At 71.3% G+C, this 12,493-nt stretch carries 9 protein-coding genes; 7 read left to right on the top strand and 2 right to left on the bottom strand.

Annotation, left to right across the window (positions count from 1 at the left end; genetic code table 11):
- Positions 1-209 precede the first annotated feature (209 nt).
- From ABT061_RS10630 to ABT061_RS10610, 5 genes are all read left to right on the top strand, one after another.
- Positions 210-1,163, top strand: a complete 954-nt coding sequence (locus ABT061_RS10630; protein ID WP_350915000.1) for an ABC transporter substrate-binding protein — start codon at positions 210-212, stop codon at positions 1,161-1,163.
- 183 nt (positions 1,164-1,346) lie between these two features.
- Positions 1,347-2,516: a FecCD family ABC transporter permease gene (locus tag ABT061_RS10625; RefSeq protein ID WP_502991429.1), complete on the top strand. Its 1,170-nt coding sequence runs from the start codon at positions 1,347-1,349 to the stop codon at positions 2,514-2,516.
- Positions 2,517-2,616: 100 nt separating this feature from the next.
- Entirely contained in the window at positions 2,617-3,390 is a 774-nt protein-coding gene (locus ABT061_RS10620; RefSeq protein ID WP_350914998.1) for an ABC transporter ATP-binding protein, read from the top strand.
- A gap of 113 nt (positions 3,391-3,503) precedes the next feature.
- Complete coding sequence (locus ABT061_RS10615; protein WP_350915551.1) at positions 3,504-4,181, top strand: adenosylcobinamide amidohydrolase; 678 nt, start codon at positions 3,504-3,506, stop codon at positions 4,179-4,181.
- Between the two features lie 30 nt (positions 4,182-4,211).
- The gene (locus tag ABT061_RS10610; RefSeq protein WP_350914996.1) at positions 4,212-4,787 is read left to right on the top strand and encodes a Uma2 family endonuclease; all 576 of its coding nucleotides are present in this window, start codon (positions 4,212-4,214) and stop codon (positions 4,785-4,787) included.
- 67 nt (positions 4,788-4,854) lie between these two features.
- Here ABT061_RS10610 and ABT061_RS10605 read toward each other — a convergent pair whose 3' ends face one another.
- On the bottom strand, positions 4,855-6,555 hold the full coding sequence (locus tag ABT061_RS10605) for a hydantoinase B/oxoprolinase family protein (RefSeq protein ID WP_350914994.1): 1,701 nt from the start codon (positions 6,553-6,555) through the stop codon (positions 4,855-4,857).
- 77 nt (positions 6,556-6,632) lie between these two features.
- Positions 6,633-8,711 carry a hydantoinase/oxoprolinase family protein gene (locus tag ABT061_RS10600; RefSeq protein WP_350914992.1) on the bottom strand — a complete coding sequence of 693 codons (2,079 nt, stop codon included), beginning with the start codon at positions 8,709-8,711 and terminating at the stop codon, positions 6,633-6,635.
- 639 nt (positions 8,712-9,350) lie between these two features.
- On the opposite strand from ABT061_RS10600, the gene ABT061_RS10595 reads away from it, so the two are divergent.
- Together ABT061_RS10595 and ABT061_RS10590 are read left to right on the top strand one after the other, a co-directional pair.
- Positions 9,351-10,925: a hypothetical protein gene (locus ABT061_RS10595; protein WP_350914991.1), complete on the top strand. Its 1,575-nt coding sequence runs from the start codon at positions 9,351-9,353 to the stop codon at positions 10,923-10,925.
- Positions 10,925-12,472 (top strand): serine/threonine-protein kinase, encoded by a 1,548-nt coding sequence (locus tag ABT061_RS10590; protein ID WP_350914989.1) that lies wholly within the window; start codon positions 10,925-10,927, stop codon positions 12,470-12,472. The genes ABT061_RS10595 and ABT061_RS10590 overlap by 1 nt, the downstream gene beginning before the upstream one ends.
- Positions 12,473-12,493: the final 21 nt, after the last annotated feature.

Genomic DNA, 12,493 nt, shown 5'->3' with positions numbered 1-12,493 from the left:
ATAGAGGCTGTTCGGGGGAGTTGATAGCGTTCGTCCAACGCGTGGTGTGAGCGAAGTCCGGTGTGAGTCCGGCGCTGTCCCGCAACTGTCATGGCCCCTCGTGGGTCGAGCCAGGTCGCCTCCGCCACGTCGTCGACGCCGACCCTCGTGGAAAAGGGTGACCCGTCCTTGCCTGGGTCCCTCGGTTCCGGTAACTGAAAGGACCTCCCTTGAGGCCCGTACGCAGCGCCCTCGCCGGCGCCCTGCTCGCCGCACTGACCCTCGCCGGATGCGGCCAGACCTCCCCCGCGACCTCGCCTTCCACCGCCTCCGCAAGTGCCGCCGCGACTCCCTCGGCGGCGGGCTTCCCGGTCACCGTCGAGGCGGGCAACGGCTCCGTCACCATCGAGAGCAGGCCCGAGCGGATCGTCTCGCTCTCGCCCGCCGCCACCGAGAGCCTGTTCGCGATCGGCGCGGGATCACAGGTCGTCGCGGTGGACGACCAGTCCAACCACCCCGCGGAAGCGCCGAAGAGCGAGCTGTCCGGTTTCAAGCCGAACGTTGAGGCGATCATCGCCCAGAAGCCGGACCTGGTCGTGCTCTCCGATGACATCGACGGCATCGTGGCCGCGCTGGGCAAGGTCGGCGTACCGGTGCTGCTGGAGCCCGCCGCCACCAAACTCGACGAGACCTACGACCAGATCACCGACCTCGGTGCCGCCACCGGCAACGGCGAGCGGGCCACCGAACTCGCCGCGCAGATGAAGAAGCAGATCGACGAGCTCGCCGCCGCCGCACCGAAGGACACGAAGCTCACCTACTACCACGAGCTGGACGTCACCCCCTACGCGGCGACCTCCACCACCTTCATCGGCCAGATCTACGGGCTGTTCGGCCTGACCAACATCGCCGACAAGGCCCCCGACGCGGCGGGTGGCTACCCCAAGCTCTCCGCCGAGTTCGTCGCGCAGGCCGACCCCGACCTCGTCTTCCTGGCCGACACCAAGTGCTGCGGCCAGTCGAAGGACACCCTCGCCAAGCGACCGGGCTGGTCCAAGCTGTCGGCCATCAAGAACGACCAGGTCATCCTCCTCGACGACGACATCGCCTCCCGCTGGGGGCCGCGCGTCGTGGACCTCGCCAAGCAGGTCGGCGAGGCCGTGCAGAAGGCCGCGGCCAGCTAGTTGACAGATCTCCCCCGCTCCTTGGGCGTCCCCGGCGGCACGGACGGGCCGCCCCGCGACTCCGGCACCCCGAAGGCGGGCAACGCCACCTCGGCACCGTCCCGTACCCGGCCGGAACCGTCTCCTCCTGACACGGCCGCTCCCGCCGCCGGTACGTCGGGGCTGCCCCGTCCGGGCACCGACATGCCGGAACCGTCTCCTGCCGGTGCCGTGCGGGAGCCGTTCCCCTCCGCTACCGGCACCTCGGAGCCGTTCCGCCCGGGTGCCGGGAAGGAGCCGTTCCCGCCCGGCGCCGGTGCGGCTCGGAAGGCCGGTGTCGCGGGCGGGCAGGCGGCCCGGCTCAGCCCGGCGGTGACGGTCGCGGCCGTGGCCCTGCTCCTGGCGAGCATGCTCGCCGGACTGCTGGTCGGTGCCGCGGACATCGCGCCGCGCAGTGTGCTGATCCAACTGCTCGACTGGCTGCCGTTCGTCTCGGCCGACTCCGGGCTGGCCCCGGTCGAACTGAGCCTGCTGGCCGAGATACGGCTGCCCAGGGTCCTGCTCGCCGCGATCGTCGGTGGCCTGCTGGCCGTCGCGGGAGCCGGCTACCAGGGAGTCTTCCGCAACCCGCTGGCCGACCCCTACCTGCTGGGAGCCGCGGCGGGCGCCGGTCTGGCGACCACGGCGGCGATCGTCCTCACCAAGGGCGACGGCGAGGCGATCGGCATCCCCGCCGCGGCCTTCGCCGGCGCCGTCGGCGGGGTCCTGCTCGCCTACGCGCTGGGCAACGCGGCGGGCCGGGGCGGCGGCACCGCCACGCTGGTCCTCGCGGGCGTGGCGGTCACCTCCTTTCTCACCGCCATCCAGACGTTCCTGCAGCAGCTCAGGGTGGAGGAGCTCCAGCGCATCTACGCCTGGATCCTCGGCAACGTCGGCGGCGGCTGGAGTCAGGTCACGCTGGTGGCCCCGTACGCGGTCGTCTCGGTGACGGTCATGCTGCTGCACGGCAGGCTGCTCGACGTGCTCTCGGTCGGTGACGACGAGGCGGTCACCCTCGGCCTGAACGCCGCCAGGGTCCGCCTCGTCGTGCTGTTCGCCGCCTCCCTGGCCACCGCGGCGGCCGTCGCGGTCAGCGGGCTGATCGGCTTCGTCGGCATCGTCGTGCCGCACGTGGTCCGCCGCCTGACCGGTTCCTCGTATCGGGTTGTGCTACCGATCTCGCTGATCGGCGGGGCCGCCTTCCTGGTCCTCGCCGACCTCATCGCCAGGACCGTGCTCGCCCCCGCCGAGCTGCCCATCGGGGTGGTGACCGCCTTCTTCGGCGCGCCGTTCTTCGTCGCCGTACTGCGCATGACCCGCCGGGTGGAGACATGAGCGTCCGGACCCGTCCGTACGAGGAGCACACGACCGTTCCGGCAGGTGTGCACGGGAAGCGGGCGACCGTGGCCCGTGCGCCGCGTGGAGGGGAGATCCGGTGAGCCGCCTCGCAGTGAGTGACCTGTCGGTGGTGCTGGACCGGCGGACCGTGCTGTCCGGCGTCGGGCTCGACGTCAGGGACGGCGGCTGGCTGGCCGTCATCGGCGCCAACGGCGCGGGCAAGTCCACGCTGCTGCGCGCCCTGGCCGGGGTGCTGCCCTGCGAGGGCGAGGTGCTCGTCGACGACGTGCCGATCAGACGGCTGCGGCCCAGGGACCGGGCCAGGCTGCTGGCCTACGCCCCGCAGTCCCCGGCGCTGCCGGTCGACATGACGGTGTTCGACTACGCCCTGCTCGGGCGTACCCCCTACATCCCCTACCTGGGCCGCGAGGGCCGCCGCGACCGCGAGGTGACCGCGTCGGTGCTGGAGCGGCTGGACCTGTCGCCCCTCGCCGGCCGGCGGCTCGGCCATCTGTCCGGAGGCGAGCGCCAGCGCGTGGTGCTCGCCAGGGCGCTGACCCAGCAGGCCCCGGTGCTCCTGCTCGACGAGCCCACCACCGCCCTCGACCTGGGACATCAGCAGCAGGTGCTGGAGCTCGTGGACCGGCTCCGGCTGGCCGACGGACTAACCGTCGTCACGACATTGCATGATTTGAGCCTGGCCGGCCAGTACGCTGACTCGATGATGTTGCTCTCGGGCGGCCGGGTGGCCGCCTCCGGCACCCCGGCCGAGGTGCTGACCGGAGAGCTGATCGGCGAGCACTTCGAGGCCCGCGTCCGCGTCGCCACCGGCCCCGGTGGCAGGCCCGAGGTCCACCTGGAGCGCCCTTGACCGGGTTCGAGATTCCCCCGAGCCTTCCCGAGCGGGTGCGAGGTTCGTCCGGAGGCCTACCGAGCGGGTCCGAGATCCAGCCGGACGTCCGAGGCGGTTCGCGCGAGGTCTCTTTGCGGCTGAGCCATCGTGAGGAGGACGGGGCCCGGCTGGCCTCGCTGCTCTGGGAGTTCGGCCCCGGGTGGCGGGCGATCTCCTCGGCCATGGTCGGCGGCGGCATCGGCCCGGCCGCCTGGGCGCTCAACGCGCAGGTGGTCGGTGGATACTCGCGGATGGACCCGGTGGAGCACCTGCTGGAACTCGCCCCGCCCGGCTCCGGTGTCGGCATGCTCACCGCCGCCTCAGTCGACCACTTCACCCGGGCCGCCGACGGGGGAGTGGAGGTCATGGCGACCGTCGGCCTGCGCGTCCCCACCTGGGCCGCCGCCCCCGAGGGTGTCCCGGACCCCGAACTGGCCCCCGCGTACCTGCCGGGAACGATCAACATCGTCGTCGCCGTACCGGTCGCGATGAGCGACGCCGCCCTGGTCAACACGGTCATGACGGTGACCGAGGCCAAGACCCAGGCCCTGCTGGAGGTCGGTTTCCCCGGCACCGGGACCGCCTCCGACGCCGTCTGCGTGGCGGTCCCCGAGCACGGCCCGGAGGAACTCTTCGGCGGCCCCCGCTCCACCTGGGGCGCCCGCATCGCCCGTGCCGTCCACGCCGCCGTCCGCCAGGGCGCCCAGCAGTGGGTAAACCGTGATGAGTTGACTACCTTAGGTGATGAAAGTACGGCAAGTGCCATGTGAACGGCGGCGGAACCCTTGAATACTGGAGGAATGAACCCGATAGCGGGGCCGCTGACCCTGCCGAACAGGCCGCCGTTCACTGTCGACGACCTGCTGGAGTTCCCCGACGACGGGAACCGCTACGAGCTCTTCGACGGCAGCCTCCTGGTGAGTCCTCCGGCCTTCCCCCGGCACCAGTACGCGCTCGCTCGTTTCGCACGAATCCTCCAGGACGCCGCGCCACCGGAGTTTGAGCCACTGCCGAAGGTCGGTCTCCGGGCAAGCGATCAGGACTTCTTCATCCCCGACCTCGTCGTGGTGCCGACGAAGGCCGTCGACGAGACGCAGTTGATGTTCGCGCCACGCGACATCCTCCTGGCCGTCGAGGTGGTCAGCCCGAGTACCCAGGCGCGGGACCGTCATCTCAAGAGGGCCGCCTACGCCGCTGCGGGCATTCCCGTCTACTGGCGGATCGAGCTGTCCGACGGTCCGTCCGTTCACGTCCACGAACTCGCCGGTGACGAGTACAAACCCGCAGAGAGGCACGACGCGGGAGAGGTCGCGACCCTCTTCGCCCCCTTCGAGGTCTCCTTCGATCCCGCCGTGCTGCTGCAGCCTCGGGGCTGAGCGAGGCAAGCCCTCCGCAGGGCCGGGCGGCGCCTTAACCGGGAACGCCCGTCCGGACCCGCGCATGTCAGTTCTCCGCACGCAGGGCCGTGCCGTCGTCCCTGACGGTGACGCCGTAGTCGGCGAGGGCGCCGTGTGGGGTGACGCGGCCGGTGTCGAGGTCGGCGAGGACCTCCTCGACGGGGCGGTCGCAGGGGGAGCCGACGCCGCCGCCGCCGGTCGTCTCGATCACGAACGCCTCGCCCGCGCTGAACCGGACGTTGTTCACCTTGGAGTCGAGGCGCTCCAGCGAGCCGTCCGCGCGTCGCAGGTAGAAGCCGCCGAGCCGTCCCGGCAGGCCGCCGGAGCGTCCGGGCGGGGCATTGCGCAGCCGGTCGCCCCGGGTGGTGACGTGGGCGTCGGCCAGGAAGCGGATCACCGTGCGGGAGCCGAGGCCGCCCCGGTGCCTGCCGGGGCCGCCGGAGTCGGGGACGGTCTCCACCGACTCCACGACGAGCGGGCAGCGGGTCTCGACCGGCTCGACCTGGGGTACCGAGTTGCGGCCGATGCCGAAGTGCACGCCGGTCGCGTCCGGGCCGTCCTTGCCCTGCCGGGCGCCGACCCCGCCGAAGTCGTACGACAGGTGGATCCAGTACGGCGCCCCGACGGCCGCGATGGAGAAGGGCTGCAGGATGCCGCTCGCCGCGATGGCGCGCTCGGGCATCGCGTCCGACAGTGCCTGGAAGACGGCCTCCATCGCCGCGTAGATGGGCACGAACCGGCCACCGCACGGATAGGGCGAGCGGGCGTTGAGCAGCGAGCCGGGTGGCAGCCGCACCTCGATCGCCCGCAGGCAGCCGTCGTTCATCGCGATGGACGGGTCCAGGAAGCAGCGCATCGCGAACACGGCGGCGGCCAGCGACTGTGACGAGGAGGAGTTGATCGCCGCGGGGACCTGGGGGTCGGTGCCGTCGAAGTCGAGTACGGCTCCCGCACCTGGGGCCAGGGTGACCGCGACCCTGACGGTGTGCGAGGTGGTGAGGTCGATGCCGTCGTCGTCGATCGGGTAGGACGCCTCGTAGCGCCCGGCGGGCAGGGCGAGGAGGGCCGCGCGGGTCAGCGTCTCGGTGTGGTCGAGATAGTCGTCGATCCCCCGGGCGAGCCCGGCCGGGCCGTACTCGCCGACCAGCGCCTCGATTCGGGCCGCGGCGACCGCGGTGCCCGCGACGAGCGCGCGCACATCGCCCATGACCTTGTCAGGGGTGCGGCTGTTGGCCCGCAGGATCGCCTCGATCGCCGGTTCCACGCCGCGCGCGGTGGCCAGCAGGACCGGGGGGAGTTGCAGGCCCTCAAGGAAGATGTCGGTGGCGAGCGGGGCCATGCCGCCCGCGGACAGGCCGCCGAGGTCCGAGACGTGGATCATCGTCGCGGTGAAGTAGGCGGGCTCGCCGGCGACGAAGACCGGCCGGTAGACGAGCAGGTCGTTGGTGTGCACCCCGCCCCGGTAGGCGTCGTTGAGCACGAACACGTCACCGGGCCGCATGGTGGGGGCCGGGATGTCCTTCAGTAGTTCGGGCAGCGCGACCTTCAGCGCCATGCTGTTCATGAGCGTGGTCGCCATCGACTGCGCGACCAGGCGCCCACTCGCGTCGAGGATCGCCGCCGAGGCGTCGGACCCCTCGACGATGAACGTCGAGTAGGCCGAGCGCACCACCACGATGCTCGCCTCCTCGGCCGCCACCACCAGCGCGTTCCGCAGCACCTCCGCGGTCAGCGTCTCCGCTGTCAACCGGCTCGCCCCCTCGTGAGGACCCTTCGTGAGGCCTCCTCGCGCGGACCGCTCGTGCGCCGTCGAGGGTTTCGGTGTCATGGTGCTCCGCCCTCGGTGAGGATTACCGCCATGTCGTCCGCGAGCCTGGCCGTCCAGCCCGGTGGCACCACGATCGTCGCCTCGGTGTCCTCGACGATCGCCGGTCCCTCCGTCTCGCGCAGGGTCGCCCTGGTGAGCACCGGCACCTGTACGTACCCGCCCAGCTCGGGGAAGTACGCGGCCCGCCGTACCTCGGAGACGTCGGAAGCACCGTGAGCCTCCGGGCGCGGCCCGCCCGGCTCCCGGGCTCCGGGCGAGGCGCGGGGAGGGGCAGGCGCGGGCGCGGCGTCGGTAAGGGGGTGCCGGGAGGTCTGGGTGACGCGGACGCGGTAGCTGACGACCTCGGTGGGGCCCCGCTGTTCGATGCCGTACACCTGCCGGTATCTCGCGAAGAAGCGGTCGGCCAGCTCGGCGGGGGAGTCGCTCCACCGCACGGTCAGGTCGTGGGCCTGTCCGGTGAAGCGGACGTCGGCCGAGCGGGTGACCGAGACGCCGGGGGAGCCGAGGGTCACGTTCAGGTCGGCGGCGGCGGCCTCGGCCAGGATGGCGAAGACCCGCACCGGATCGGCACCCGGAGCGGACAGGACGCGGTCGGTGGACAGGTCGCCGGCCAGCAGGCCGGCCGCGGAGCCGACCCCGCAGTGCGCGGGGACGACCACCGTGGAGATGCCGAAGCGGGAGGCGACCCTGGCCGCGTGCATCGGGCCCGCGCCGCCGAAGGCGACCATGACGAACCCTCGGGGATCGATGCCCCGCTGTACCGTCACCACGTGGACCGCCGACCCCATCGAGGCGTTGGCGATCTCGTGGACGGCGTGCGCCGCCTCGGCGCGGGAGACCCCGAGCGGGCCGGCCAGACGGCGGTCGACCGCCTTCTCCGCGAGGTCGAGGGAGAGCGACATCGTCCCGGCGGCGAACGAGGCGGCGTCGAGGTAACCGAGTACCAGGTTGGCGTCCGTCACCGTCGGCTCGTCGCCGCCCAGGCCGTAGCAGGCCGGGCCGGGTTCCGAACCGGCCGAGCGCGGGCCTGCCCGCAGGGTGCCGGCCGGGTCCACCCACGCGATGCTGCCCCCTCCGGCCCCCACCTCCGCCAGGTCGATGGCCGGGGTCTTGACCGGCACCCCGGTCCCGGCCCTGCGCCCGCCGAAGCTGCCCTTGCCGCCCACGTGGAACTCGTGGGTGATCTCCGGCTCGCCGTTCCTGATCACGCAGGTCTTGGCGGTGGTCCCGCCCATGTCGAAGGAGATGACGTCCGGATGGCCGGACGCGGCGGCGGCCAGCACCCCGGCCGCGGGGCCGGACTCGATGGTGGCCACGGCCCGCCGGGCTGCCAGCTCGGCGGACATCACGCCGCCGCCCGAGTCCATGACGTGCACCGGCGCGGTGATTCCGATGCCGGCCAGCCGAGCGGTCAGCCGCCGCAGGTATCCCGCCATGACGGGCCCGACGTACGCGGACATGATCGTGGTGGTCGCCCGCTCGTACTCGCGCAGTTCCGGCCAGACCTCCGAGGAGATCACCACGGTCGGCACGACGCGCCGGAGGATCTCGGCGACCCGCCGTTCGTGCGAGGGGTTCGCGTACGAGTGCAGCAGGCAGACGGCGGCCGTGGTGACACCCCGCCGCGCGATCTCCTCGCCGACGCGGGCCACGGCCGCCTCGTCGAGCGGTTCGAGCACCTCGCCCCGGTCGTTCACCCGCTCGGGCACCTCGAAGCAGTCACCGGCGGCGACCGGCGGCGCGGGCGGGTCGAAGCGGAGGTCGTAGCGGTCCTCCTCGACCCGCGCGTAGCGGCCCAGGGGGATCGCCGAGCGGAAACCCCTGGTCGTGACATAGGCGACGCGGACGCCTCTGCGTTCGAGCACGGCGTTGGTGGCCAGCGTGGTCGCGTGCACGACCCTGGTCACCAGGGAGGGGTCCCGGTGGCCAAGCGCGGTGGTGATGCCCGTGACGATGCCGTCGGCCGGGTCGTCGTGGGTGCTCAGGCACTTGGCGACGCTGATCTCACCATCCGGCCCGCGGAGCACCACGTCCGTGAACGTCCCTCCGACGTCGACCCCGATCGAGTGGCTCAACGGCTCTCCCCGTCTGATCGTCCGGTGCTCCGGGCGGGTGGCCCGTCGCGGCGCGGGAGCAGGCCCCGCGCCCGCTCGCCCGCCCACGAAGGGCAGGCTATTTCCCTAGCAAGCGCTTGTCCATGGGGTCTGCCGGGGGTCCGCCTCCGGGTGATCGGCTCGCCCGTGGCCCGGTGGCCCTCGTCTTTCGTGCGGCGCCCGCTCTTCTCGGGTTTTCGAATTCGCGGGCCGTCGGCCCACGTACGGGAGGAGCCTCCTCGGGCGCATGAGAAGCAATGAGAGCTTTATCCGCTTTGTCGCGCATTAGATGGAAATATCGAAATGTGGGGCTTCCATCCCATTGGATTCGGGGCGACCGCGAGCCATTGGGCGAGATGAGGGAACCGGTCCCCGCGCGGTATACATTGTCGCGCCGGGGCCCGGTCAGGATTAGACTTTGCGTAACTGTCCGCAACGGGGGGTGGGCATGGTGAAAGGCATGGTCGGTGCCTGAGTGGTGATGGTGAAGGCGGGGTGGAGATATCCGTCTCGTGACCGGGTGCAGGTAACGGCGGAAAGAAAGTCAAGCCCTCGGGCCTGAGCGGTTCACTTATTCACTCTGGTTTGCGACCCTTGTCCTATCCCCTGTAGGGAGTGGCGATGCGGCGGTTCGGTTCGGCGGTGGCGGTGTTCGGGGGCCTCCTGTTGGCGGTCGCCGGGGTGGCGCCTGCTCTGGCTCACGAGCATCCCAGCGGGATCACCGATCTGGTGACCCCCGCGGTGGTCAGGATCGAGGCCACGGCACGCGTGGACATCACGCTCCTTGACCACATCGGCGAGCTGGTCCACGTGGAGCGTTCCTACGAGGTGCCGATCGGCAGCGGCACCGGCACAGTGATCAATCCCGACGGTGGCATGGTCACCCTCACCCGGGTGGTCAAGAACGACAGGGACGTCCGGATCTACGCCGCCAACAAGATCTTCGCCGAGCACCACAAGGTCAAGATCCCCGCGGACTTCGAGCGGCACAAGCTCAAGGACGACCTGCTCAACCACCACCTGCAGGAGTGTTACCCACCCAAGCAGCCCACCGCCACCTGCATCATCGACGTCACCACAGAGATCAAGGTCTTCCCCAACATCTCCCCCGCCGACACGGAGGGGTTCAGGGCCGAGATCGTCCGCCCCGGTGACAAGCCCGACAGCCCGGCGGTGCTGAAGCCCGTCGGCCGCGCCGACGGGAGCGCGGGCCTGCCCACCGCCCCGCTCGCCGCCGAGGTGCCCGCCAAGGAGGGCTCGCCGGTGGCGGTCGCCGGGTTCACCGGGCGGCCCGCCGCGAACCTGCCGGAGACCGTCGACATCGCCCACCTTCGGGCGGGCGGCGCCGGTGAGGGCGGCCGACAGTTCAAGGACCCGGAGAACAAGGTCAACGAGCCGGAGAAGCTGGGCGCGCTCGTCGACAAGGGGTTGCTCGGCGGCCCGGTGATCGAGGACAAGAAGGGCGAGGTCGTCGGCCTGCTGCTCGGCGGTGGCAAGGACGCCCGGATGATCGGCATCCGCGAGGTCACCAAGGCCCTGGCCGAGGCGGACGTCGCGCCCGCCCGCGGTCCGATCGACGCCGCCTTCGAGCAGGCGCTGACCCGCTTCCACACCCACTACTACGGTGACGCCGTCCCCGCCTTCCAGCGGGTGCTGGACCTCTACCCGGGCCACACCGTGGCCGCCGCGCACCTGAAGACGTCCCAGGCCAAGCGCGGCACCCCAGAGGACGAGGGCACCAAGAGGGCGGCCGCCTCCACCGACGCGCCCGGTGGCACGCCCCTGTGGCCGTTCCTGGTCGGAGGCGGCCTGCTGGTGCTGGTGGTGCTGGTCGCCGCGATCCTGCTCTGGCGCCGCAGACGCTCCGAACCGGAACCGGAGCCGAGCCTGCCCGCCGACCCCCTGCCCCCCACCCTGTCTCCTCCCCTGAACCCGCCGCCCGTGCAGGCGAGATCGGCCTTCGACGAGCAGGTCGACTCCACGATCGTGGTCGGCCGCTCCTTCCCCGCACTGCCCAAGATCTCCTCGACCTCGCCCGGCCAGCCGGTGCTGGTGGCGCGCGATCCGGGTTCCAGCACCGCCCCGGACCCCAGACCCGCCGAGACGACGGTGCAGAAGTACTGCACGGGCTGCGGGATGCGGCTGGGCCCCGCGCACAGCTTCTGCGGCTACTGCGGCCAGCCGGCCAAGACGTGATGTCCGTGAACGACAGGGCGCTGATCGGCCGGGAAGTGGCCGGCTACCAGATCGAGGACATCATCGGCAAGGGCGGCATGGCCGTGGTCTACCTCGCGGTCGACCCCAGGCTCAACCGCCGGGTGGCACTGAAGATCCTCAACCCGCTCCTCGGCGAGGACGAGCGGTTCCGCCAGCGCTTCGTGCTGGAGTCGCGCACCGTCGCGAGCATCGACCACCCCAACATCATCCCGATCTACGAGGCCGACACCGCCGACGACGGCACCCTCTACATCGCGATGCGCTACGTCAACGGCCCCGACCTGCGCAAGCTCTTCTACGACCGGGGCCCGATGCCGGTCAGCCAGGTCAACCGGACCTTCGCCCAGGTGGCCGCCGCGCTCGACACCGCGCACGCCCACGACCTGGTTCACCGCGATGTCAAGCCGGCCAACATCCTGATCGCCGCCCACACCGAGGGCGACCACGCCTACCTCACCGACTTCGGCATCACCAAGCACCGCACCTCGATCTCCGGGCTGACCCAGACCAACCAGTTCATCGGCACCCCCCGCTACATGTCGCCCGAGCAGATCAACAAGGAGCACATCGACGGCCGCTGCGACCAGTACGGCCTGGCCTGCGTGGTCTACGAGGCGCTGGCCGGGAGGTTGCCCTTCCAGCGCGACAACGAGATCGCCCTGCTCTGGGCACACCTCGCCGAGACCCCCACCCCGCTCACCACGCTCCGCCCCGAACTGCCGCTCGAGGTCGACGGCGTCATGATGCGGGCCCTGGCCAAGTCGCCCGAGCAGCGCTACGAGACCTGCGGCCAGTTCGTCGCCGAGCTGCGTGACGCGATCAGCGGTGCCGGCCAGTCGTACCAGCTCACCCAGGCTGCCCCCGCCGCACCGACGGTGCCCACGAGCCGACAGGAGCCGAGCAGGCCCAGATCCGGTGGGAAGGGCATCCTCATCGGCGCCGCAGTGGCGATCACGGCGATCGTCGCGCTGGTGGCGATGCTCGCGACGTTCCTGCGCGGTGGCGACACCTGGGTGGCGTACGAAGGCTCGGCCGCGGTGCCGGTCGCCTTCCAGCATCCCGGCACCTGGACCCTCCAACCGCACGCCGATGTGTTCGTGGTGGCCTCGCCGAGGGTGGAGCAGTTCCGGGCGCTGTTCGCCACGCCCGTCACCGCCGACTGGGCGACCGTGAACGAGATCATCAAGGACGACCCCCAGGACGCCGGCGGCCTTTACGTGCAGACGCTCGACACCCTCGACCCGCGCAGTGGTGCCAAGCAGTTGCAGGAGACGATGCAGTCCTCGCTTCCCGGCACGGTCAACGTCTTCCCCCAGGTCGTCCAGGTGAGCGTGGGCGGGCAGCCGGCCATCCGGTTGCAGGGGACGATCGCCGACCCGCAGCGCGGTGGCCAGCTCGAATTCACCGGCTGGGTCGTCGAGCGGCCGGACGAACCGGCCCTCATCATTTACTTCTGCGCGTCCGGCAGGTGCGACAACGCGACCGCCAATCGATTCGTGCGGAGCGTTTCATTCCCGGTGTTCTGATCCGTTGACTTGTGTTCCACT

Origin of the sequence: Streptosporangium sp. NPDC002544 (assembly GCF_040295965.1) — a bacterium.
Taxonomy (GTDB): domain Bacteria; phylum Actinomycetota; class Actinomycetes; order Streptosporangiales; family Streptosporangiaceae; genus Streptosporangium.
The sequence above is the reverse complement of the archived record's forward strand: the minus strand, read 5'-3'. Positions and strand labels throughout refer to the sequence as shown.

Coding starts and splice junctions, on each gene's coding strand:
- ABT061_RS10595 (WP_350914991.1), top strand. CDS start 9,351: ATGCGGCGGTTCGGTTCGGCGGTGGCGGTGTTCGGGGGCCTCCTGTTG.
- ABT061_RS10625 (WP_502991429.1), top strand. CDS start 1,347: ATGCCGGAACCGTCTCCTGCCGGTGCCGTGCGGGAGCCGTTCCCCTCC.
- ABT061_RS10610 (WP_350914996.1), top strand. CDS start 4,212: ATGAACCCGATAGCGGGGCCGCTGACCCTGCCGAACAGGCCGCCGTTC.
- ABT061_RS10590 (WP_350914989.1), top strand. CDS start 10,925: ATGTCCGTGAACGACAGGGCGCTGATCGGCCGGGAAGTGGCCGGCTAC.